This window comes from Microbacterium awajiense (genome assembly GCF_039536545.1).
GTDB classification, from domain to species: Bacteria; Actinomycetota; Actinomycetes; order Actinomycetales; family Microbacteriaceae; genus Microbacterium; species Microbacterium awajiense.
The window spans coordinates 196,043-219,206 of the sequence record NZ_BAAAYU010000001.1; the positions used below are offsets into that span (position 1 = coordinate 196,043).

20 protein-coding genes are annotated in these 23,164 nt (G+C 70.3%); 17 read left to right on the forward strand and 3 right to left on the reverse strand.

Translation table 11 applies throughout. From position 1 onward, the window contains the following. Nucleotides 1-1,261: MinD/ParA family ATP-binding protein (locus ABD663_RS01000; protein WP_344735970.1), on the forward strand; the 1,261-nt coding region annotated here is incomplete at its 5' end. A 2-nt stretch (nucleotides 1,262-1,263) separates the two neighbouring features. Continuing rightward, nucleotides 1,264-1,755: a peptide deformylase gene (gene def, locus ABD663_RS01005; RefSeq protein ID WP_344735971.1), complete on the forward strand. Its 492-nt coding sequence runs from the start codon at nucleotides 1,264-1,266 to the stop codon at nucleotides 1,753-1,755. Nucleotides 1,756-1,917: 162 nt separating this feature from the next. On the opposite strand, the gene ABD663_RS01010 is transcribed toward def, so the two are convergent. Beyond that, entirely contained in the window at nucleotides 1,918-3,744 is a 1,827-nt protein-coding gene (locus ABD663_RS01010; RefSeq protein ID WP_344735972.1) for an AMP-dependent synthetase/ligase, read from the reverse strand. A 140-nt stretch (nucleotides 3,745-3,884) separates the two neighbouring features. On the opposite strand from ABD663_RS01010, the gene ABD663_RS01015 reads away from it, so the two are divergent. Genes ABD663_RS01015 through ABD663_RS01025 form a run of 3 tightly spaced genes read left to right on the forward strand, consistent with a single transcriptional unit; the run spans nucleotide 3,885 to nucleotide 6,997 of the window. Next, entirely contained in the window at nucleotides 3,885-4,886 is a 1,002-nt protein-coding gene (locus ABD663_RS01015; RefSeq protein ID WP_344736898.1) for an ROK family glucokinase, read from the forward strand. Nucleotides 4,887-4,888: 2 nt separating this feature from the next. After that, nucleotides 4,889-5,599, forward strand: coding sequence for a lysophospholipid acyltransferase family protein (locus ABD663_RS01020; RefSeq protein WP_344735973.1), 711 nt, complete (start codon nucleotides 4,889-4,891; stop codon nucleotides 5,597-5,599). A 60-nt stretch (nucleotides 5,600-5,659) separates the two neighbouring features. Beyond that, a complete protein-coding gene (locus tag ABD663_RS01025; RefSeq protein ID WP_344735974.1) occupies nucleotides 5,660-6,997 on the forward strand; it encodes a class II 3-deoxy-7-phosphoheptulonate synthase in 1,338 nt (445 codons plus the stop codon). A gap of 283 nt (nucleotides 6,998-7,280) precedes the next feature. Here the strand turns inward: ABD663_RS01025 and ABD663_RS01030 are convergent, their stop codons facing one another. After that, nucleotides 7,281-7,655 carry a DUF3040 domain-containing protein gene (locus tag ABD663_RS01030; RefSeq protein ID WP_344735975.1) on the reverse strand — a complete coding sequence of 125 codons (375 nt, stop codon included), beginning with the start codon at nucleotides 7,653-7,655 and terminating at the stop codon, nucleotides 7,281-7,283. A gap of 65 nt (nucleotides 7,656-7,720) precedes the next feature. Here ABD663_RS01030 and ABD663_RS01035 point away from each other — a divergent pair, with 65 nt between their 5' ends. Next, on the forward strand, nucleotides 7,721-8,839 hold the full coding sequence (locus ABD663_RS01035) for a polyprenyl synthetase family protein (protein ID WP_344735976.1): 1,119 nt from the start codon (nucleotides 7,721-7,723) through the stop codon (nucleotides 8,837-8,839). 52 nt (nucleotides 8,840-8,891) lie between these two features. On the opposite strand, the gene ABD663_RS01040 is transcribed toward ABD663_RS01035, so the two are convergent. Continuing rightward, on the reverse strand, nucleotides 8,892-9,242 hold the full coding sequence (locus ABD663_RS01040; protein WP_344735977.1) for an Rv2175c family DNA-binding protein: 351 nt from the start codon (nucleotides 9,240-9,242) through the stop codon (nucleotides 8,892-8,894). A 165-nt stretch (nucleotides 9,243-9,407) separates the two neighbouring features. Here ABD663_RS01040 and ABD663_RS01045 point away from each other — a divergent pair, with 165 nt between their 5' ends. The 11 genes from ABD663_RS01045 to ABD663_RS01095 all read left to right on the forward strand — a co-directional run bounded on the left by ABD663_RS01045 (nucleotide 9,408) and on the right by ABD663_RS01095 (nucleotide 23,163). Continuing rightward, a complete protein-coding gene (locus ABD663_RS01045) occupies nucleotides 9,408-10,628 on the forward strand; it encodes a LysM peptidoglycan-binding domain-containing protein (RefSeq protein WP_344735979.1) in 1,221 nt (406 codons plus the stop codon). Between the two features lie 124 nt (nucleotides 10,629-10,752). After that, nucleotides 10,753-12,687: a Stk1 family PASTA domain-containing Ser/Thr kinase gene (pknB, locus tag ABD663_RS01050; protein WP_344735980.1), complete on the forward strand. Its 1,935-nt coding sequence runs from the start codon at nucleotides 10,753-10,755 to the stop codon at nucleotides 12,685-12,687. A gap of 218 nt (nucleotides 12,688-12,905) precedes the next feature. Then, a complete protein-coding gene (mraZ, locus tag ABD663_RS01055) occupies nucleotides 12,906-13,337 on the forward strand; it encodes a division/cell wall cluster transcriptional repressor MraZ (RefSeq protein WP_344735982.1) in 432 nt (143 codons plus the stop codon). Between the two features lie 102 nt (nucleotides 13,338-13,439). Continuing rightward, nucleotides 13,440-14,393 (forward strand): 16S rRNA (cytosine(1402)-N(4))-methyltransferase RsmH, encoded by a 954-nt coding sequence (gene rsmH, locus ABD663_RS01060; RefSeq protein WP_344735984.1) that lies wholly within the window; start codon nucleotides 13,440-13,442, stop codon nucleotides 14,391-14,393. After that, the gene (ftsL, locus tag ABD663_RS01065; protein WP_344735986.1) at nucleotides 14,390-14,983 is read left to right on the forward strand and encodes a cell division protein FtsL; all 594 of its coding nucleotides are present in this window, start codon (nucleotides 14,390-14,392) and stop codon (nucleotides 14,981-14,983) included. The genes rsmH and ftsL overlap by 4 nt, the downstream gene beginning before the upstream one ends. Nucleotides 14,984-14,987: 4 nt before the next feature. Continuing rightward, complete coding sequence (locus tag ABD663_RS01070; RefSeq protein ID WP_344735987.1) at nucleotides 14,988-16,769, forward strand: peptidoglycan D,D-transpeptidase FtsI family protein; 1,782 nt, start codon at nucleotides 14,988-14,990, stop codon at nucleotides 16,767-16,769. 22 nt (nucleotides 16,770-16,791) lie between these two features. Continuing rightward, the gene (locus tag ABD663_RS01075; protein WP_344735988.1) at nucleotides 16,792-18,204 is read left to right on the forward strand and encodes a UDP-N-acetylmuramoyl-tripeptide--D-alanyl-D-alanine ligase; all 1,413 of its coding nucleotides are present in this window, start codon (nucleotides 16,792-16,794) and stop codon (nucleotides 18,202-18,204) included. Then, nucleotides 18,201-19,313, forward strand: coding sequence for a phospho-N-acetylmuramoyl-pentapeptide-transferase (mraY, locus tag ABD663_RS01080; RefSeq protein WP_344735989.1), 1,113 nt, complete (start codon nucleotides 18,201-18,203; stop codon nucleotides 19,311-19,313). The genes ABD663_RS01075 and mraY overlap by 4 nt, the downstream gene beginning before the upstream one ends. Continuing rightward, the gene (gene murD / locus ABD663_RS01085; RefSeq protein ID WP_344735990.1) at nucleotides 19,310-20,848 is read left to right on the forward strand and encodes a UDP-N-acetylmuramoyl-L-alanine--D-glutamate ligase; all 1,539 of its coding nucleotides are present in this window, start codon (nucleotides 19,310-19,312) and stop codon (nucleotides 20,846-20,848) included. The genes mraY and murD overlap by 4 nt, the downstream gene beginning before the upstream one ends. Next, nucleotides 20,808-22,052, forward strand: coding sequence for a putative lipid II flippase FtsW (gene ftsW / locus ABD663_RS01090; protein WP_425561745.1), 1,245 nt, complete (start codon nucleotides 20,808-20,810; stop codon nucleotides 22,050-22,052). Before murD ends, ftsW begins: the two co-directional genes overlap by 41 nt. Nucleotides 22,053-22,077: 25 nt before the next feature. After that, nucleotides 22,078-23,163, forward strand: coding sequence for a UDP-N-acetylglucosamine--N-acetylmuramyl-(pentapeptide) pyrophosphoryl-undecaprenol N-acetylglucosamine transferase (locus ABD663_RS01095; protein WP_344735991.1), 1,086 nt, complete (start codon nucleotides 22,078-22,080; stop codon nucleotides 23,161-23,163). Nucleotide 23,164 lies beyond the last annotated feature (1 nt).

Sequence of the window (23,164 nt, forward strand, 5' to 3'; positions counted from 1 at the left end):
CTCGGGCGACGACATCGTCGACGCCGTCGAGCACGTCGACACGGGCGCCACGTCGACAGTGGCCGCCGCGCAGTCGGCCTCTGCCGAGCCGCCGGTCGCGGCCGCGCCCTCCGCCCCTGCACCGGCGGTCACTCCCGCTTCCGCGGCGACGCCCGCGCCGGCCGCGGCGCCCGCACCGGCCGCCGCCTCCGCTCCGGCGGCGCCTGCCGCCGCCGCAGTCCCGCGCGAGCGCTCCCACGCCGTGGAGCGCGTCACCACCCGACGAGAGCAGACGACGTTGACCTCCAAGCGCCTCGGCGAGTTCGAGGGCGGCCGCGAGTCGGCCGATCTGCTCACCGCCGACCGACTGCTCGATCCCGCGCACGTGCGCAAGCCCGAGCCCGAAGGTGCGTGGCAGCAGTTCGTGTACTCGATCACCGGCCACCGTGTGAACCTCGGCGACAGCAAGCGGGCACGCGCCCGCAAGGAACTCGACCGGCGCATCGCGGCGCCGCTCAACGGCGGGGCCCGCTTCGTGCCGGTCATGTCGCGAAAGGGCGGCGTCGGCAAGACGACCGTGACGATGCTGCTGGGCATGGCCCTCGCCGACGCGCGCGACGACCGCATCATCGCCATCGACGCCAACCCCGACCGCGGCACGCTCGCCGACCGGGTCGCCCGCTCGAGCGGGAAGACCGTGCGCGATCTCGTGCGCATGCGCGCCGATGTCGCCGGCTACAACGACCTGTCGACCGTCGTCGCGCGCGACGAGACACGGCTCGACGTGCTGGCATCCGACACCGACCCGCGCGTGTCCGAGGCCTTCAGCGACGCCGACTACCACGACGTCTCATCGCTGGCCGCGCACTACTACTCGATCGTCCTCACCGACACCGGCACCGGCATCGTCCACTCGGTGATGGGAGCCACGCTCGAGCTGGCCGATCAACTCGTCATCGTCGCCGGGCTCACCGTCGACGAGGCGCGCCTCGCATCCGAGACACTGACCTGGCTCGAGACCAACGGGTATTCGGACCAGGTGCGCTCGGCCGTCGTCGTGCTCAACAATGCGCGCCCCGGGGCGTCGCTCGTACGCGCGGACGAGCTCGAGCAGCACTTCCGCTCTCGCGTGCACACCGTGGTGCGCATGCCGTACGACCCGCACATCGCCGCGGGCAGCGCGATCACCTTCCGCGACCTGCACGCATCGACCCGCGATGCCGCCCGCGCGCTGGCCGCCGCCGTCGTCGAGGGTCTGCGCACGCCGGCCATCGCCGCGTAGCCATGGCGGTTCGAGGCATCCGGATCTTCGGCGACCCCGTGCTGCGGGCACCGTCGGCGCCGATCGGCGAGATCGACGACGGCGTGCGAGCACTCGTGCGCGACCTGCTCGACACCGTCGAACTGCCCGGGCGTGCCGGGGTGGCCGCCCCGCAGATCGGCGTCGGCCTGCGCGCGTTCAGCTACAACATCGACGGCGACATCGGGTACATCCTCAATCCCGAGCTCATCGAGGTCGGCGGCGAACCCGCACCCGTCGGTGAGGGTTGCCTCTCAGTGCCCGGACTGTGGCACGACACCCCGCGGCATCCGTACGCGAAGGTGCGGGGGATCGATCTCGACGGCAACGAGATCGTCATCGAGGGGGAGGGGCTGCTCGCACAGGCGCTGCAGCACGAGACCGACCACCTCGACGGCATGCTCTACCTCGACCGACTGCCTCCGGACCGTCGCCGCGTCGCCATGCGCGAAGTGCGCGAGTCCGACTGGTTCTGATGCGCGATCGGGCGAAGCCGGGCAGCGGCGCCGCCCCGTCGCGCATCGAGCTCGAGTAGGCTGCCGACGGCGGCCGAATCGCAATCCATACGAATCCGGCCCTCGCCGTCGCCACCCGGAGGGGAAGCGACCGCGAGGGCCGGATACGTGAGAGCGGATGCCTCAGCTCAGCGACACGTTGGTCGTCGAGACCGGCACGGCGTAGATCTCCTCGATCTCACCGGCGAAGTCGTCGAGGATCACGTTCCGCTTGATGCTCATCTTCGGCGTCAGGTGTCCCGAGGCCTCGGTCCACTCCGTCGCCAGGATGGTGAACTTGCGGATCGACTCGGCGCGCGACACGAATGCGTTCGCGCTGTCGATCGCACGCTGCACCTCGGCGCGCACTGCGTCGTTCTTCGCGGCATCCTCCAGTGACATGTCCGCCGGCAGGCCGTTGTTGGCGAGCCAGGTCGGCAGCATCTCGGAGTCGAGGGTGACCAGGGCCGAGATGAACGGCTTCTGGTCGCCGACGACGACGACCTGTCCCACGATCGGGTTCGAGCGGATCGGGTCCTCGAGCGCGGCGGGGGCGACGTTCTTGCCGCCCGCGGTCACGATGATCTCCTTTTTGCGGCCGGTGATCGTCAAGAAGCCCTCGTCATCGAACGTGCCGATGTCGCCGGTCTTGAACCAGTCGTCGTCGAACACCGCGGCCGTGGCCTCGGGGTTGCGCCAGTACTCCTTGAAGACGTTGATGCCGCGCACCTCGATCTCGCCGTCCTCCGCCAAGCGGATGCCGACGCCCGGAAGGACCGGACCGACCGTGCCGATCTTCGACTTGGTCGACAGGTTCACCGTCGCCGGCGCCGTCGTCTCGGTGAGGCCGTAGCCCTCGAGGATCGTCACGCCGAGACTGTGGAAGAAGTGCCCGAGGCGCGGACCGAGCGGCGCCGAACCCGACACGGCGTAGACGACGTTCCCACCCATGGCCTCGCGCAGCTTGCCGTAGACGAGGCGGTTGAACAGGGCGAACTTCACCTTGGTGCCGAACGGGACCTTCTTGCCCTCGGCCTGCAGCTTCGAGTGCTCGATCGCGGTCTGCGCGGCGGCGCGGAAGATCTTGCCCTTCCCGCCCGCCTCGGCCTTCTGCTCGGCCGAGTTGTAGACCTTCTCGAAGACGCGCGGCACCGCCAGCAGGAACGTCGGCTTGAACGAGCCCAGTGCGGGCAGCAGCTGCTTCGTGTCGGGCTGATGCCCCGTCTTGACGCCGGCGTGGATGTCGAGCATCGAGATGAACCGCGCGAAGATGTGGGCGGTCGTGATGAACAGCAGGGTCGATGCGCCGGGCATCGAGACGACGTCATCGAGCGCCTTCGCCGAGTTGCGGACGAGCTCGACGAAGTTGGAGTGCGTCAGCACGCAGCCCTTGGGGCGGCCGGTCGAGCCGGACGTGTAGATGAGGGTCGCGATGTCGGAGCCGTTCGCGATGTTGCGGCGGCGCTCGATCTCGGCGTCGTCGATGGAGGCGCCGTCCGAGACGAGCGTGTCGAGGTCGCCCTTGTGCATCTCCCACACCGAGCGGACCTGAGGCACATCGTCGCGCACTTCTTCGAGACGGGCGGCGTGATCGGCCGACTCGACGATGCAGGCGACCGCTCCCGAGTCGGACAGGTTCCAGCTGATCTGCGCGGGCGAGCTCGTCTCGTAGATCGGCACCATCACCGCGCCGGCATAGAAGATCGCGAAGTCGACGAGCGTCCAGTCGTACGTGGTGCGGGCGACGAAACCGATCTTGTCGCCGGGCTCGATGCCGGCGGCGACCAGCCCCTTCGCGAGGGCGATCACCTGCTTCTGGAAGTCGGCGGCGCTGATGTCACGCCATCCGTCGCCGTCGGGCACGGCGAACAGCGCGCGATTGGGTGTCGCTTTCACCCGCTCGACGAGCAGGTCGGTGCAGTTCGCAGTGGGGTCTGCGGGAACGATGGCGGGGACTTCGAATTGGACCACGGCAACTCCTTCGGTACCGGTCGGGTCTTGCGGGTGGGAGGCCTCCTCAGTGTAACCGAGCGGCATGCCTCGAATGGGGCACGCGCCCATGGCTAGACTTCAAGGCGCCGATGCGCCGTGCGTCGGCCGGAGGGGAGACCGTGCTCAACGTCGGCATCGACATCGGTGGGACCAAGATCGCCGGAGGCGTCGTCGACGCCGACGGCACCATCGTCGAGAAGCTGCGGGTCGACACCCCCGTCGACACGGCGGCCCTCGCGGATGCCGTCATCGACATGGCCCGCCACCTGCGCTCTGCACACGACGTCGCCGGAGTCGGGGTCGCCGCCGCCGGGTTCATCGACCGCGCGCGCGAGGTCGTCATCCACGCCCCGAACATCGCATGGCGGAACGAGCCCCTCAAGGCGACGCTGGAAGCGGGCATCGGCATCCCCGTCGCGATCGAGAACGACGCGAACGCCGCGGGCTGGGGCGAGTTCCGCTTCGGTGCGGGCCGGCACGTCGAGCACATGGTCATGCTCACCATGGGTACGGGTGTGGGCGGCGCGATCGTGATGGACGGCGAGCTCTACCTCGGCGGGCACGGCATCGGCGGCGAGCTGGGCCACACCCGCTTCATCCGCGACGGGCGGCCGTGCGGATGCGGTCAGAACGGATGCCTCGAGCAGTACGCGTCCGGGCGTGCCCTGCAGCGCGAGGCAGGCGACATCGCCGACACGGCCGGCATCGGCGCCGGCCTCGCCGCGCTCCGGGCCGAGAAGGGCACGATCAGCGGCCCGGCCGTCTCACGCCTCGTGCTCGCCGGCGACGAGGGCGCGATCGAGGCGCTGCGCCGGGTGGCGACCGCGCTCGGCGAGGCGTGCGGCGGGTTCCAGGCCGTGCTCGACCCCGAGCTGTTCGTCATCGGCGGGGGAGTCGCGCAGCTCGGCGAGGATCTGCTCACCCCGGTCCGGCTGGCGTACGAGACCTCGCTTCCCGGCTACGGCGATCGACCCGTGGCCGACTTCGCGATCGCCCGTCTCGGCAACGATGCGGGGCTCATCGGCGTCGCCGATCTCGCCGGCCGCGCCGCGGCCGCGCGTTCCGCGGCCCCCCGGGTCGAGGCATCCGGGGTCGCTGCATCCGGCGGGAAGGAGGGCTGACGTTGTTCTACTGGCTGATGAAGTACGTCGTGATCGGTCCGATCGTGAAGGCGATCTTCCGCCCGTGGATCGTCGGCCGGCGCAACGTTCCCGTCGAGGGTGCGGCGATCCTCGCGAGCAACCACCTGTCGTTCGTCGACTCGATCTTCCTGCCGCTCATGATCGACCGGCCGGTGGCGTTCCTCGCCAAGAGCGACTACTTCACCGGCAAGGGCCTGAAGGGCTGGGCGACGCGCATGTTCTTCAAGGGCACCGGTCAGCTGCCGATCGATCGGTCGGGTGGGAAGGCATCCGAGGCATCGCTCAACACCGGACTGCAGGTGCTCGGCCGCGGCGATCTGCTCGGCATCTATCCCGAGGGCACGCGCAGCCCCGACGGCAAGCTCTACCGCGGGCGCACCGGCATCGCCCGCATGGCCCTGGAGGCGCACGTGCCTGTCGTGCCGGTGGTCATGGTCGACACCGACACGATGATGCCGATCGGGACGACCATGCCCCGCGTCACGCGCGTCGGCGTGGTCATCGGCGAGCCCCTCGATTTCTCGCGGTTCGAGGGCATGGAGAGCGACCGGTACATCCTTCGGTCGGTCACCGACGAGATCATGGTCGCGCTGCAGCGGCTCGGCGAGCAGGAGTACGAAGACGTCTACGCGTCGAGCGTGAAGGACCGACTGAAGACGCCGCGCTCGCGCATGTCCGTTCCCGTCGAGTGACCTGGCGTCCGTTCCCCCGGGGTGACGGAGCGGGCCATCCCGCGCGGCTAGACTGAGCGGATGCTTCAGCAGCTCGACGCCCTCGACCAGTGGCGCACCCTGCCCATCAAGCAGCAGCCGCAGTGGGCCGACGCCGACGCCGTCGCCGCGGCATCCGCCGAGCTCGCGTCGCTGCCGCCGCTCGTCTTCGCCGGAGAGGTCGACCAGCTGCGTTCGCGCCTGGCGCGTGCCGCGTCGGGTGAGGCGTTCCTGCTGCAGGGCGGTGACTGCGCCGAGACGTTCGCCGGGGCCACCGCCGAGCAGATCCGGAACCGCATCAAGACGGTGCTGCAGATGGCGGTCGTGCTGACGTACGGCGCTTCGATGCCGATCGTGAAGATGGGCCGCATGGCGGGACAGTTCGCCAAGCCCCGCTCGAAGGACACCGAGACCCGCGGTGACGTGACGCTGCCGGCGTACCGAGGCGACATCGTCAACGGCTACGACTTCACGGATGCCTCGCGTCAGGCCGACCCGGCCCGGCTGCTCAAGGGGTATCACACGGCCGTCTCGACGCTGAACCTCATCCGTGCGTTCACGCAGGGTGGCTTCGCCGACCTTCGCGAGGTGCACAGCTGGAACAAGGGCTTCGCCCAGAATCCGGCGAATCAGCGGTACGAGCGCCTCGCGACCGAGATCGACCGCGCCATCAAGTTCATGGAAGCGGCGGGCGCGGACTTCGACGAGCTGCGCCGCGTCGAGTTCTACACCGGCCACGAGGGCCTGCTGATGGACTACGAGCGGCCGCTGACCCGCATCGACTCGCGCACCGGAACGCCGTACAACACGTCGGCGCACTTCCTGTGGATCGGCGAGCGCACGCGCGACCTCGACGGCGCGCACGTCGACTACTTCTCGCGCATCCGCAACCCCATCGGCGTCAAGCTCGGCCCGACCACGTCGACCGACGAGGCGCTGGCTCTCATCGACAAGCTCGATCCCGAGCGCGAGCCCGGCCGTCTGACGTTCATCACGCGCATGGGCTCATCGAAGATCCGCGACGCACTGCCTCCGCTGCTCGAGGCCGTGCGCGACTCGGGTGCGATGCCGCTGTGGGTCGCCGACCCGATGCACGGCAACGGAATCACGACGCCGACCGGCTACAAGACGCGCCGCTTCGACGACGTCGTCGACGAGGTGCGCGGCTTCTTCGAGGCCCACCGCGCCGTGGGCACGTTCCCCGGCGGCATCCACGTCGAGCTGACCGGGGACGACGTCACCGAGTGCCTGGGCGGTTCGGAGATGATCGACGAGGCGACCCTCGCGACCCGGTACGAGTCGCTGTGCGATCCGCGCCTGAACCACATGCAGAGCCTCGAGCTCGCCTTCCTCGTCGCTGAGGAGCTCGAGCAGCGCTGACCCACCCCGCTCACACGCCGAGCGGACGGGTGTGCACGGGCCGAACTTCGTCGCCCGAAGCGCGCCGTCCTTCGCCTTCGGCGGCCGGGATGCCGTTGCCGACATCGTTCGAGCTCGACGAGCGTCTGCATGTCGTCACCGTCGGACGGGATGCGCATACGCGCCGACCGGTGATCAGCGCCGTCGATCCGGTCGAGCGGACAGATCTGCCCGCGACACGCCGTCGGAAACGTGCAATCTCGTCCGCTCGACGATCAGCGGCGAGGAGAGGGAGCGCGTCGGGTCAGCGGTCTTCCTGGCGGCGGTCCCACCGGTCGTTCATGCGGTCCATGAACGACGTGCGGCCGGCCTGGGGCTTGCCGGGGGCCGACGGCGCAGCATCCGCCGCCTTCACGGTGCCGGTGCGCGAGGGGGTGACGGCGACGATGACACCGGCGAGCATGACGACGAATCCGACGACGCCGACGGCGATGACCGGAACGGCGACGCCCACGATGAGGCCGCCGAGGCCCAGCAGCACCAGGAGGGTGCCGTACACGATGTTGCGGTAGCTCAGCCCGCGGCCGTCGCGCGACGCACTGACCACGTCGGCGTCGTTGCGCATGAGATGACGCTCCATCTCATCGAGCAGCCGCTGCTCCTGTTCCGAGAGTGGCATTCATCCCCCTCTGCTGGCCCGGACCACATGATTCTACGCGAGCGCGTGAACACTAGGCTAGGCCCGTGCACGCGTCCTCGGATCCGATCGAAGCGGTTTCCCAGCGTCTGGACACCTTCTTCGCCGCCATGCGGGTCGATTCGGCCCCGCTGGGTGCTGAAGCCGAGCTCTTGACGGACGCCGCGATCGCCGCCGTCCACGGTGGCAAGCGGCTGCGCGCGCGGTTCTGCCTCGCCGGGTGGCACGCCGTGGCCGAGGCATCCGGCGGGCCGGGCATGTCCGCGCCGACGGACGATGTGATCGCCGCAGCCGCGTCGCTGGAGGTCTTCCACGCCGCTGCGCTGGTGCACGACGACCTCATCGACAACTCCGACACCCGGCGCGGGAAGCCGGCGGCGCATCGTGCGCTCGAAGCCGCCCATCGCGGCGCCGGCTTCGTGGGGGACGCCGCCGCCTTCGGCCGATCCGGCGCGGTGCTGCTGGGCGATCTGCTGGTGGCGTGGAGTGACGACCTGCTCGAGGCGGGGCTCGCCGAGGCATCCGCCGCCGCGACCGACGGCCCGGCGCGTGCGGCCGCGGCGCGCGCCGAGTACGCCACGATGCGGCGCGAGGTCACCATCGGGCAGTTCCTCGACGTCGCCGAGGAGTCGGCGTTCCGCACCGAGCCCGACGACCGCCACGCGGCGCGGGCGTTGCGGGTCGCATCGTTGAAGTCGGCCCGCTACAGCGTGCAGCAGCCGCTGCTCATCGGCGCGGCGCTGGCCGGGGCGGATGCCGGTCAGCGCGCGGCGCTGGCCGACTTCGGGCATCCCGTGGGGATCGCCTTCCAGCTGCGCGACGACGTGCTCGGCGTGTTCGGCGACGAGGCGATCACCGGCAAACCCGCCGGCGACGACCTGCGGGAGGGCAAGCGCACGGTGCTCATCGCGTACGCCCGCGAGGCGCTGACGCCGGGATCGCGGCGCATCGTCGACGAGCTGGTCGGCGATCCCGAACTCGACGGCGATCAGATCGCCTCACTGCAGCGCACGATCATCGAGTCGGGCGCACTCGACCGGGTCGAACGACTGATCGCCGACGAGACCCGCACGGCGGAGCGGGCGCTCACCGGCGCGCGTCTGGGAAACCGTGCCGTCGGCGAGCTGCGCGACCTCGCCCGGGCTGCCACGGCACGCTCGGCATGACATCGACCGGCGCGACCGCGGGTGACGCTCGGCGCGATGCGGCGGTGCCGCCTCAGGCGAGCGTCTGAGCGACGCGGCGCACTTCGCTCTTGCGCCCCGCCCGCAGCGCCTCGATCGGGGCGACGCCGATGGAGTCCTCGAGTTCGAGCAGCCAGTCGATCGCCTCGTCGTCGGTGAAGCCTGCATCGTGCAGCACGATGACGGTGCCGCGCAACGACGACAGCGGGCGGTCGTCGACGAGGAAGACGGCGGGCACGCGCAGCGGACCGTCGCGACGGGAGCCGATGAGATGGTGCTCGTCGAGCAGGCGCCGCACCCTGCCGAGGGGTTCGCCGATCAGCTCGCTCAGCTCGGGAAGGGACAGCCACTCGGTCTCGACGCGGGACGTGCTCACGAAGCCCACTATCCCACTCAGGCGGGGGTGGAGGCGATCCGGGTGTGGTGGCATCGGCTCATCGCGAGACCGTCCCACCAGTCACATGCGTCTCACCAGCACCTTCTCGTATCACCAGTTGACACCTATTCACATCCGTGACACGGTTTTCGGAGTCGAAAGAGGGGGAAGATCTTGCGACACGACATCGATCGACCGCGCCGCGCGCGGCGGAATGCGGCCGCCGGCGTCTCGGTCGCCGTCGCGGGCTCCATCGCCCTGACCCTGAGCGCGACACCGGCGAACGCCGCCGAGCGGACCGATCGCGACGCGCCCCTGCGGGCCGTCCCCGGCCTCGACAGGATGACGGGAGTCGCGGCGGCACCGGCATCCGCGCTCGTGCGCACGGCGGCGTCGACGCCCTCGACCTATACCGTCAAGGCGGGTGACACCGTCAGCGCGATCGCGGCGCGATTCGGTCTGCGCACCGCCGACGTGCTGGCCCTCAACAAGCTCCGCTGGTCGTCGGTCATCTACCCCGGACAGGTTCTGAGGCTCACCGCCACCGCGACCTCCACCGCTCCCGCCGCGCCTTGGACGCCGGCGGCGTCCGGCACCCACACCGTCAAGGCCGGTGAGACCGTCAGTGCGATCGCCCGCGCCTACGGCCTTGCGACGACGACGGTGCTCTCGGCCAACAAGCTGGGCTGGTCGTCGATCATCTACCCGGGCCAGAAGCTCGTGATCCCCGGCGCGGCTGTGCCCGCGGCATCCGTCACTCCCGCAGCGCCGTCGGCGCCGGCCGCACCGAGCGCGACGAGCAGCTATACGGTGCGATCCGGCGACACGGTCAGCGGTATCGCCCAGCGGCATGGGCTCACGACCTCGGCAGTGCTGAGCGCGAACAAGCTCGGCTGGTCGTCGATCATCTATCCGGGGCAGAAGCTCTCGATCCCCAAGGCGTCGACGTCATCATCCTCGTCCTCGTCGAGCTCCGCGACGGTCTCGGGCCTCGACGCCGAGCAGACCGCGAACGCCAAGATCATCATCTCGGTCGGCCGGCAGATGGGGGTGCCCGATCGCGGCATCGCGATCGCCCTCGGCACCGCGATGCAGGAGTCGTGGCTGCGCAACCTCGACTGGGGCGACCGCGACTCGCTCGGTCTGTTCCAGCAGCGGCCCAGCACCGGGTGGGGCACCGCCGCCCAGGTGCGGGATCCGGTGCGGGCGACGAAGGTCTTCTTCGGCGGCCCCGGCGACCCCAACGGATCGCGCACGCGCGGGCTGCTCGACATCCCCGGCTGGCAGAGCATGAGCTTCGCGCAAGCGGCACAGGCCGTGCAGATCTCGGCCTACCCCGATCGCTACGCACGGTGGGAGAAGCCCGCCTACCAGTGGCTCGCCGCCCTCGGCTGACCCCGAAACGGAGCTCGAGCGGACGGGAATGCACGCCGTACGTCGGGTTTCGCGTGCATTCGCGTCCGCTCGGCACCGTGAGCCGCTCCCGGGGCTCACAGCACGCGCTCCGTAGAATCCAAGCGTGAGCACGAGTCAGCAGACCGACCCGCTGATCGGCCGTCTCGTCGACGGTCGATACCGGGTTCGCGCGCGCATCGCGCGCGGCGGTATGGCGACCGTGTACGTGGCGACCGATCTGCGGCTCGAGCGGCGCGTCGCCCTCAAGGTGATGCACGGCCACCTCAGCGACGACACCGTGTTCCAGAGCCGGTTCATCCAGGAGGCGCGCGCGGCGGCGCGCCTGGCCGATCCTCACGTCGTCAACGTGTTCGACCAGGGCCAGGACGGCGACATGGCGTACCTGGTCATGGAGTACCTGCCGGGCATCACGCTGCGCGAGCTGCTGCGCGAGCAGAAGCGGCTGACCGTGCCGCAGACCGTCACGATCATGGACGCCATCCTGTCGGGTCTGTCGGCGGCGCACCGCGCCGGCATCGTGCACCGCGACGTCAAACCCGAGAACGTGCTGCTCGCCGAGGACGGACGCATCAAGATCGGCGACTTCGGGCTTGCGCGGGCCACGACGGCCAACACGGCCAGCGGGGCGCAACTGCTCGGCACGATCGCCTACCTCGCGCCCGAACTCGTCACGCGCGGCACCGCCGACGCGCGCAGCGACATCTACTCGCTGGGCATCATGCTCTACGAGATGCTCGTGGGCGAGCAGCCGTACAAGGGCGAGCAGCCGATGCAGATCGCCTTCCAGCACGCGACCGACTCGGTGCCGCGTCCGAGCGTGAAGAACCCCGGCGTGCCCGAGCCGCTCGACGAGCTCGTGCTGTGGTCGACCGAGCGCTCGCCCGACGACCGCCCCGCCGATGCCCGCGAGATGCTCGAGCGGCTGCGCGCCATCGAACACGACCTGGGCATCACCCCGGTCGTGACGCGCACCGGGCCGATCGGCGTCGTCGCCGATGACCGACTGACCTCGGACGAGCTCACCGCCGTCCTTCCCGTCACCGCGCCCACGGCGACCGTCGACGACGTCGACAACGCCGCACGGCTGCGCCGTGCCACCAAGCGCCGTTCGGCCACGGGCGGCTGGCTGGTCGCGCTCGTGCTGCTGCTGAGTGCCGCGGCCGCCGGCGTGGGATGGTGGTTCGGCTCGGGGCCGGGATCGATGGTGGCGGTGCCGCAGGTGGCATCGCTTCCCTTCGCCGACGCCCAGGACCTCCTCGTGAGCACCGGCCTCGAGGCGACCGAGCAGGGGGAGTACAGCCTCGACGTCGAAGCGGGTCTCGCGATCGGCACCGATCCCGAAGTCGGCACGCGGGTCGAGAAGAACTCGGTCGTGACGGTGCTCATCTCGCTCGGTCCGCAGCAGCATGAGGTGCAGAGCCTCATCGGCATGTCGACGGACGAGGCCCGCGGCATCCTCACCGGCTACGGCATCGAGATCGCCGAGCCCGACCAGCTCTTCTTCACGGATGCCGCCGCCGACACCGTCATCAACCTCTCGATCGCGCCTCGCGGCGGCGGGGACGCGGTCGGATGCCGCGACGGCTGCACCGCGTTCGCCGGCGACACGGCGACCCTCAGCGTGTCGGTCGGGCCCGTGCCGGGCGTGCGCGGCATGAGCGTCGGCGATGCCACATCGACCCTCAACGACGTCGACCTGCAGGTCTCGGGCGACCGCATCGAGGACTGGAGCAGCGAGATCGCCGAGGGGGCCGTGTTGGGGATCGCCGACCGCTCCGACGGCGGAACCTGGCGCCCGGGCGAGACGGTCACGCTCATCGTCTCGAAGGGGCCGCAGCCGGTCGCCGTGCCCGATGTGATCGGCATGAGCATCCGCGACGCGGTCGACGCCATCAACGGCGCCGGCCTGAGCGCGTACACCGACGTGCCCGACACCCTCGCGCTCTGGGACGTCTACAAGGTGCGCGAGATCGCCCCCGAGGTCGGCACTCTGCAGCGTCCGGGGACGCAGATCACCATCACCGGCATCGGCCTCTAGCCCGAGCCCCCACTTCCCTCCACCACCCCTCCCACCCGGGGTCGAGCGGACAGGAATGCACGCGACACGCCGTGTCGCGCGTGCATTCCTGTCCGCTCGATGCGGTGTGTGGGGCGCCGAGGGGAGGGGGGAACCCGCGCAGGGGTTACGAAGTGGAGGGAAGTGGAGTAAAGTGGCGCACAACCCGCGGGGGGCCGGACGAAGGGGGTGGTGGGCCGATGCTGTTGGGCACGTACACACCCAAGCTCGACGACAAGGGCCGCGTCATCCTGCCGTCGAAGTTCCGGGACGACCTCGGAGCAGGCATCGTCGTCACGCGCGGCCAGGAGCGCTGCCTCTACGTGTTCAGCACCGTCGAGTTCGAGCGCATCTACGAGCGCATCCGCGAAGCCCCGCTCACCAACAAGCAGGCGCGCGACTTCCAGCGCATGTTTCTCTCGGGCGCCAGCGCCGAGAGCCCCGACGGCCAGAACCGCATCACCATCCCGCCCCACCTGCGCACCTACGCCGGTCTCGAGCGCGAGCTCGTGGTGACCGGCGTCGGCGCGCATGCCGAGATCTGGAACGCGGAGGCGTGGAACGCCTACGCCGACGGAAACGAAGACAGCTACTCCGAGATGGAGCAGGAGGTGATCCCGGGCCTGTTCTGAGCCCTCGGCCGTGACTCCCAGCCGCTCACGCCCTGGCGCACTTCCCCGGTGCCAGGTCAGAGCGGATGGGGATCAGGGCCCAGGGACCGGATGCCTCACATCATGGATCTCCGCGACATCCACACTCCGGTACTGCTCGACCGCTGCATCGAGCTGCTGACCCCGGCGCTCGACCGCGACGGGGCCGTCTTCGTCGACGCCACCCTCGGCATGGGCGGCCACTCCGAGGCGTTCCTCGAGCGGTTCCCAGGTCTGCACCTGGTCGGGCTCGACCGTGACACCGATGCCCTGCGCATCGCCGGCGAGCGGCTGTCGGCCCACCGCGACCGGGTCAGCCTCGTGCACACGGTCTACGACGGCATCGCCGACGCGCTCGCCGAGGCGGGCGTCGATCACGCGGACGGGATCCTGTTCGACCTCGGCGTCTCGTCGCTGCAGCTCGATGAAGCCGAGCGCGGGTTCGCGTACGCCCAGGATGCTCCGCTCGACATGCGCATGGATCAGTCGACGGGCACGACCGCCGCCGACATCCTCGCGACGTACGGCGAGGGGGACCTGCGCCGCATCTTCGAACGGTACGGCGAAGAGAAGCTCGCGGGCCGGTATGCACGCGCGATCATCGCCGCGCGCGCCGAGACGCCGATCGTGCGCTCCGGCCAGCTCGTCCACATCCTCACCGCCGCGACACCGCACGCGGCGCAGCGCACCGGCCACCCCGCCAAGCGCGTCTTCCAGGCGCTGCGCATCGAGGTCAACTCCGAGCTCTCGGTGCTCGACCGCGCCATCCCCGCAGCGCTGGCGACCCTGCCGGTGGGCGGGCGGATCGTCGTGCTCGCGTACCAGTCGCTCGAGGACCGCCTGGTCAAGCGTGCGCTCGCGGATGCCTCCGCCTCGACGGCGCCGGCGGGGCTGCCCGTCGAGCTCGACGAGCACGCACCTCGCTTCCGGCTGCTGGTCAAGGGGGCCGAGCTCGCCTCCGACGAGGAGCGTGCCCGCAACCCCCGCGCGACTCCGGTCCGCCTGCGCGCCGCCGAGCGTGTGAGGGAGGCCGCATGAGCACGGCAGCGACCGCGCGGACCGACTCCGCCCGCCTCACCTCTCCGGCACCGTCCACGCCGCGACGGGCGCCGTGGCTGCGTCCCGTCGCCGACCCCGGGCGCCGCCGGCGCCCGCGCGTCGTGTACGCCATCGTCGCGCTGCTGGGCGCGCTGACGATCGCCGGTGCGCAGATGGCACTGTCGATCCTCACGACCCAGGGCTCGTACGAGATCGCCGCGCTCACCCAGCAGCAGCAGGAGCTGACGTGGCAGAAGCAGATCCTCGCCGATGACATCGCGGGGCTCAGCTCGCCCCAGTACCTCGCGGCCAACGCGTCGGCGCTGGGCATGCTGATCGCCGAGTCGCCGAGCTACCTGCGACTGAGCGACGGCGCCGTGCTCGGCACAGGTCAGGCCGCCGTGGGCCGCTCGTCGATCGACGCGCTCGGCCGTGGCGCCGTGGGCAATGCACTCATCACCGACCGGCCGCTGGTCACCGACCCGAAGGCGACGATCCTCGGTCAGCCGACGGTCGCCGCCGAGGAGTCCGTGATCACCGACACGCCGCCGCCGATCACCGACGGCCTGCCCACTCCGAACACACACTGATCGCATGACGACACGAGCCACTCGCAGCCCGCGCCGGCGCACCGTCGTCGCGCTGGCCGTCGTCCTCGCGGTGCTGGCCGCCTTCGTCGTGCGTCTCATCGACATCCAGGTCGTCAATGCGAAGGAGCACATCGCCGACTCGATGGCCAATGCGCTCGGTGCCAGCCGCACGCTCTACGGCACGCGCGGCGCGATCGTCGATGAGAACGGGCAGACGCTCGCAGGCAGCATCCTGCTCTACGACTGCCAGCTCGATCCGCTGCTGATCACACAGCTCGACGCCGACATCGCGGCGGGCGAGCCGGACTACCGGCCGTGGTCGGAGGTGTCGGTCGACGCGGCATCCATCACGGGGCAGACGCCCGAAGAGGTTCAGCAGATCGTCGGCGACGCGCTGGCCGCCGACCCGGAGTCGCGCTTCGCCTACCTCGACAAGGGCGTGAGCACCGAGCAGTACCGCGCACTGGTCGAACTCGGTGTGCCGTACATCGTCTGCCTGCAGCATCCGGCCCGCACCTACCCCGACGGGGCCGTCGCGGGCAACCTCGTCGGCTTCATGGGCGCCGACGGTCCGCTGGAGGGCCTGGAGGCGACCGAGAACGCGTGTCTCGCGTCCGAGAGCGGCACTCTGGCCTATCAGCGCGGTCGCGACGGCGTGATCATCCCCGGCACCGAGGTCGAGGATCCCGCCGTGGACGGCGGAACTCTGCAGCTGACCATCAACCGAGACCTGCAGTGGTACCTGCAGCAGCTCATCGCCGAGCAGGTGCAGGACATGGGTGCGCTCAGCGGCACGATCACCGTGCTGGAGGTCTCGACCGGCAAGCTGCGCGCGGCAGCGGAGTACCCCACGGTCGACCCCAACGACGTCGATGCGACCGACAGCGACGACCGGGGGAGCCGCATCTTCCGCTCGACGTTCGAGCCGGGATCGACGTTCAAGGCGCTCACGGCGGCCACGGTGGTCGACGCCGGCGGACAGACCGCCCTGTCGACGGTCGTGACACCCAGCTACGTGACCTTCCCGAACGGCGCGAGCGTGCGCGACGCCTTCGGCCACCCCGACTACGTCTACACACTCGCCGGCGTGCTGATCGACTCGTCGAACGTCGGCATCTCGATGTTCAGCGAGAAGGTGTCGCCGCAGACCCGCTACGACTACCTCACGAAGTTCGGCATCGGCTCGAGCAGTGCGGTCGGCTTCCAGGGCGAGGAGACCGGCACGATCTGGCCGGTGGACAGCTGGGACCGCCAGACCGTCTACAACACGTCCTACGGTCAGGGCCTGACGACGACGATCCCCGAACTGCTCGGCGCGTACGGTGCGATCGCGAACGACGGTGTGCGGATGCCGCTGTCGATCGTGGAATCCTGCACCGAGGCCGACGGCACGGTCGTCGAGCCCACGCTTCCGGATCCGGAGCGGGTGATCAGCGAATCGTCGGCGACGCAGATGCAGCGCATGCTCGAAAGCGTGTTCACGCAGGGCGGCCACGCCAGTTCGGTCGCGGTCCCCGGGTACCGCATCGCCGGCAAGACCGGCACCGGCGAGAAGTCCGACGGCAACGGCGGCTACAAGGCGGGCGCGTACTTCACGACCATGATCGGCTTCGCCCCCGCCGACGACCCGCAGTACGTCGTGGCGGTCACGCTCGACGAACCCACCAAGGTAAAGTCATCGGGGGCCAACGCGACCGCATGGCAGAAGGCCATGACGCAGGTCTTGAAGACCTACCGTGTGATGCCCTCCACCACGTCGCCCACGGAGCTCCCGAAGTTCGGCTAGCCCTCCAGACGGCCGGAGAACAATGATCGAGCTCTCACTCGCCCGCCTCGCACGCGCCGTCGGCGGCGACCTCCGCCTCGCGCCCGGCGACGGCGCGGACACGCTCGTGTCGGGCGCCGTCGACACGGACTCCCGGCTCATCGGGCCGGGAGACATCTTCGTCGCCAAGCCCGGCGACGTCACCGACGGGCACCTGTTCGTGCCGCAGGCGGTCGAGGCCGGCGCGGCGTGCGTGATCGTCGAGCACGACGTCGACGTGACGGTCAGCCAGGTCGTGGTTCCCGACGCGGTACGCGCGCTGGCCGATCTCGCCCGCTTCGTCGTCGCCGAGGTGCGCTCCCGCGGCGACCTTCGCGTCGTGGGCATCACGGGCTCGAACGGCAAAACGACGACCAAGAACATGCTGGCCCGCATCCTGGAGGGCGCCGGTCCGACGGTCTCGCCGAGGGCCTCGTTCAACAACGAAGTCGGCGCGCCGCTCACGATGCTGCGGATCGACACCGGCACGCGGTTCCTCGTGAGCGAGTTCGGCGCGAGCGGACCGGGTGAGATCGCACGCCTCGCAGGACTGGTCGACCCCGATGTCGCGGTCGTGCTCATGGTGGGCATGGCGCATGCGGGAGGGTTCGGCGGCATCGAGGCGACGTTCCTCGCGAAGTCCGAGCTGGTGCGCTCGGTGCGCGCCGGCGGGCTCGCCGTCCTCAACGCCGACGACGCGCGCGTGGCGGCGATGGCTCCGATCGCCGCCGAGCGCGGAGCATCCGTGCGCTGGTTCGGGCGCGGCGCGAACGCCCAGGTGCGCGCGCGCGATGTCGAGGTCGGCGCCGCGGGGACGACGTGCGTCGTCGAGGCCGACGGCGAAGAGCGGATGCTGCATCTGCAGGTGCTCGGAGAGCACCACGTCATGAACGCGCTGGCCGCCATCGCGGCGGCGACCGCGCTCGGCGTCACGCTCTCGGACGCGGTGGACCGCCTCGAGACCCTCGAGCTGGCCGAGCGATGGCGCATGCAGCCGCTGGGATCGGAGCGGGTGCGGATCATCAACGACGCGTACAACGCCAGCCCCGACTCGATGGCGGCCGCACTGCGCACGCTGGCTCAGATCACCGGGCCCGGAGAGCGCATGGTGGCGGTGCTGGGCGCGATGAGCGAGCTGGGGGAGTACTCCGGCGAGGAGCACGATCGGGTCGGACTGCTCGCGGTCCGCCTCGGCATCCAGCGCATCGTCGTGGTCGGCCCTGAAGCGCGACGACTGTTCCTCGCCGCCGTCGGGGAGGGGTCGTGGGACGGCGAGGCGGTGTTCTTCGCGACCGCCGACGAGGCCTTCGAGTATCTGCAGGGCGAGCTGCGCGACGGCGATCGCGTGCTCGTCAAGTCGTCCAACTCCGCCGGACTCCGCTTCCTCGGCGATCGTCTGGGAGAATCCTTCTCGTGAGGTCACTACTGACGGCGGCGGCCATTTCCCTGGCCTTCACGCTCTTCCTCACACCCGTCTTCCTGCGACTGTTCCGGAAGTGGGGCTGGGGCCAGGTGATCCGCACGCCGGATCACATCAACAATCCGAGCCACGCCGAGAAGCGCGGCACGCCCACCATGGGCGGCACCATCTTCATCGTCGGCACGATCATCGGCTACCTGGTCGGCGCGTTCGTGGGCAACAATCCGCCGACCGTCTCGGGTCTGCTCGTGCTGTGGATGATGGTGGGGCTGGGCGCGGTGGGCTTCATCGACGACTACATGAAGGTGCGGCGACAGCGCAGCCTCGGACTCAGCGGCTGGCGCAAAGTCGTCGGCCAGGTGCTGGTCGCCGTGCCGTTCGCAGTGGTGGCGCTGAACTTCCCCAACCGGTTCGATCAGACCCCCGCGTCGCCGTACATCTCGTTCTTCCGCGACATCCCCGTCCTGTCGTTCATGGCGCTCGGCCCGATCATCGGCTGGATCCTCTACCTCACCTGGGTCTCGTTCATCAGCGTCGCGTGGTCGAACAGCACCAACGTCACCGACGGACTCGACGGACTCGCCACCGGTGCGGGGATCTTCGTCGTCGGCGCCTACAGCCTCATCGCCTTCTGGCAGTTCAATCAGGCCTGCTGGGGCGGCGCCGACCTCTCGCTGGCCGCACAGTCCGCGTGCTATCCGACGCGGGACCCCTTCGACCTCGCCATCGTCTCGGCGGCGTTCGTGGGCGCGCTCGTCGGCTATCTGTGGTGGGCGGCGCCCAAAGCAGAGGTCTTCATGGGCGATGTCGGCTCGATGGCGATCGGCGGCGTGATCGCGGCGATGTCGATCCTGACCCGCACCGAGCTGCTGGGTGTCGTCGTCGCCGGCGTGTTCATCATCGGTCCGGCCACGGTGATCATGCAGCGCCTCTACTTCAAGGCGACGCGCGGCAACCGGCTGTTCCTCATGACCCCCTTCCACCATCATCTCGAGATGCGCGGGTGGCCCGAGATCTCGATCGTGATCCGGATGTGGATGATCGCCGGCATGCTGGCGGTCACCGGTGTCGGCCTCTTCTACGTCGAGTGGCTCGCGAGCACATGACGACGCGACTGGACGAGCTGACCAGCTGGCACGCCGACTGGAAGGGGCTGCGGGTCGCGGTGCTCGGACTGTCGGTCACGGGTTTCGCCGTCGCCGACACGCTCACCGAGCTCGGCGCCGAGGTGCTCGTGGTCACCGAGAAGGCCGACGAGGAGTACGAGCGGCTGCTGCCGGTCATCGGCGCGCGGCTGTGGACGGGCCCGCTGAGCACCGTGCCGCAGTCCCTGGTCGCCTTCGCGCCCGAGCTGGTCGTCGCCTCGCCGGGGTTCGCTCCGTCGCATCCGCTCATCCAGTGGGTGCGCGGCAGCGACGTGCCCCTGTGGGGAGACGTCGAACTGGCGTGGCGCGTGCGCGACAAGGTCGTGCGGGCGGACGGCACCCCCGCCGACTGGCTGCTGATCACCGGCACCAACGGCAAGACCACCACGACGCGGCTGGTCGCCGACATGCTGGTGGCCGGCGGCGTGCGCGCTGCGCCCGTCGGCAACATCGGCACGCCGGTGCTCGACGCCGTGCGCGACCCCACCGGCTTCGATGCGCTCGTGGTCGAGCTGTCGAGCCACCAGCTGTGGTATCTCGGCCTGCAGACCGGACCCGAGCCGGTATCGCCGCACGCGGCCGTCTGCCTCAACCTCGCCGACGATCACCTCGAGTGGCACGGCACGGCCGACGACTACCGAGACGCCAAGGCGCACGTGTACGACCTCACGCGCGCCGCGTGCGTCTACAACAAGGCGGATGCCGCCACCCTGCGCATGGTCGAGGACGCCGACGTCGTCGACGGTGCGCGCGCGATCGGGTTCGACCTCGGAGTACCCGGACCGAGCGAGCTCGGGGTCGTCGACGGCATCCTGGTGGACCGCGCATTCCTCGACGACCGTCGCACCTCGGCGCTCGAGCTGACCACCGTTGCGGAGCTGGCCGAGCGGGGCCTGGCCGCCCCGCACATCGTGTCGAACATCCTCGCCGCCGCGGCTCTCGCACGTTCGCTGGACGTGCCGCCGGTCGCCATCCGCACAGCACTGCAGACGTTCCGGCTCGACCCGCACCGCATCGAGGTCGTCGCCGTCGCGGAGGGCGTGACGTGGGTCGACGACTCGAAGGCGACGAACCCGCATGCGGCGGCATCCTCACTGGCGGCCTACCCCGGCGCCGTCTGGGTGGTCGGCGGGCTGCTCAAGGGAGTGGATGTCTCCGAGCTGGTCGCCTCGCGCGGCGCCGCCGTGCGAGCGGCGATCGTCATCGGCGAGGACCGGTCCGCCGTCGTCGCGGCGTTCGCGCGACACGCGCCCGAGGTGCCGGTCTACGAGGCCGTCGCGGCTGAGACTGAAGGGGTCATGGCGCGGGTGGTCGAACTGGCCGCCGAGGTCGTCCGTGACGGGGACGTGGTTCTGCTCGCCCCCGCCGCGGCATCCTTCGACCAGTTCTCCTCCTACGCAGACCGCGGCCGGCGCTTCGCCGATGCCGTGAGGCAGCGGATCGGGAGGGGAGCCGGTGGCCACGACGACACCGACCCGTCCCACGACGACGCCTGATTCAGGGCGCTCTCGGGGGCTGGCCGCACGCGTCTCGCTCGGCAAGGTCTTCGCACCGGTGCCGAGCGAATTCCTGCTGATCTCGTCGACGGCGCTGCTGCTGACCGGATTCGGCCTGGTGATGGTGCTCTCCGCGACGTCGGCGACCGCCACGGCAGCCGGCGCGCCGCCGTGGGAGGCCGTCCTGAAGCAGGGGGTGTTCGCTGTGATCGGCATCCCGCTCATGTTCGTGGCGAGCCGCCTGCCCGTCATCTTCTGGAAGCGCATCGCGTGGCCTGCGCTCATCTTCGCCACCGCGTTCCAGCTTCTGGTGTTCGTGCCGGGCCTCGGGGTCGAGGCCTACGGAAACCGCAACTGGGTGCAGATCGCGGGCTTCCAGGCGCAGCCGTCCGAGTTCCTCAAGCTCGCGCTGGCGCTGTGGGTGGGCTATGTGCTGTTCCGCAAGCGGACGCTGCTGGGCCTGTGGCGTCACGTCTACATCCCGCTCGTGCCGGTCGGCATCCTGGTGATCGGCACGGTGATCGCCGGCAGCGACCTCGGCACCGCGATGGTCCTCGTGCTCATCCTCCTCGGCGCCCTGTTCTTCTCGGGCGTCAAGCTGCGCATCTTCATCCTGCCGGCGATCGCCGCAGCGGCGATCGTGGCCGTGCTCGCCGTGACGAGCCCCGACCGGATGAGGCGGTTCATGAGCTTCCTCAACCCGAATTGCCTCGAGGACTATCTCAACGACTGCTGGCAGCCGCTGCACGGCGTGTGGGGGCTCGCGGGGGGCGGAGTCTTCGGGGTCGGACTGGGCAATTCGAAGGAGAAGTACGACTGGCTGCCGGCGGCCGCGAACGACTACATCTTCGCGATCGTCGGCGAAGAGCTCGGGATCATCGGCTGCATCGTGGTGCTCGGGCTGTTCGCCCTCTTCGCCGTCGGCGCCTTCCACATCATCCGCAAGACCGACGACCCCTTCGTGCGGATCGTCGCCGGCGGAGTGACCGTGTGGATCGTCGGGCAGGCGCTCATCAACATCGGCGTCGTGCTGCGCGTGCTCCCGGTGCTCGGCGTTCCCCTGCCGTTCATGTCGCAGGGCGGCACATCGCTGCTGTCGGTGCTCATCGCCTCGGGTGTGCTGCTGTCGCTGGCCCGCACCCTGCCCGCCCAGACGCCGACGGTTCCCGCGCGACCGGCGCGCGCGGCCGCCGCCGGCCGCTGAGCGACCCTGTCGATAGGCTCGGGGAGTGACGACGTACCTGCTCGCCGGCGGCGGCACCGCCGGTCACGTGAATCCGCTGCTCGCCGTCGCCGACGCCCTGCGCGCGCGCGATCCGGACGCGGCGGTGCTCGTCCTGGGCACCCGTGAGGGCCTCGAGGCCCGTCTGGTTCCCGAGCGCGGCTACGAGCTGCTGTTCGTCGACAAGGTGCCCTTTCCGCGCAAGCCGAACCGGGATGCCGCTGCCTTCCCGGCTGCGTTCCGGCGCGCCATCAGGCAGGTGAGAGCGCACCTCGCCGACCGCGGCGTCGACGTCGTCGTGGGATTCGGCGGCTACGCTTCGGCGCCGGCGTATGTGGCGGCCGATCGGGCCGGCATCCCGTTCGTCGTCCATGAGGCCAACGCGCGACCGGGACTGGCGAACGTGCTCGGCGCACGTCGTGCCGCCGCCGTGGGCGTCGCCTTCGCCGGTACGCCCCTGCGCCGTTCGCGGGTGGTGGGGATGCCCCTGCGGCGCGAGATCGTCGACCTCGACCGCGATGCCCTGCGAAACGAAGCGGCCGAGCACTTCGGACTCGACCCCGATCGGCCGGTGCTGCTGGTGTTCGGCGGTTCGCTCGGCGCGCAGCGGCTCAACGAGGCCTTCGGAGACGGGCACGGCGGCGCGTGGCGCGATATCCTCGACGCCGGCTGGCAGCTGCTGCACGTCACGGGCGACCGCTCGGCGCTGCACGACCCCGACGTCGAGGGCTACTCGATGCAGCGGTACGTCGACCGCATGGACCTCGCGTTCGCGGTGGCAAACCTCATCGTCTCGCGTGCGGGCGCCGCCACGGTCAGTGAGATCAGCGCCCTCGGCATCCCCGCCGTCTACGTGCCGTACGCCGTCGGCAACGGCGAGCAGGCGCTCAACGCGTCGTCGGCGGTGCGCGCCGGTGCGGCCCTGCTGCTGCCCGACGCCGAGTTCACCGCCGAGAGGGTGCGACTCGAGGTCGTGCCGCTGCTGGCCGACGGCGCACGGCGCGACGCGATGCGCCGGGCCGTGGCATCCGTGGGCACGCGCAGCGGCACCGAGAACGTCGTCGCGATGATCGACGAGGCCCTCTCCCGCTGAG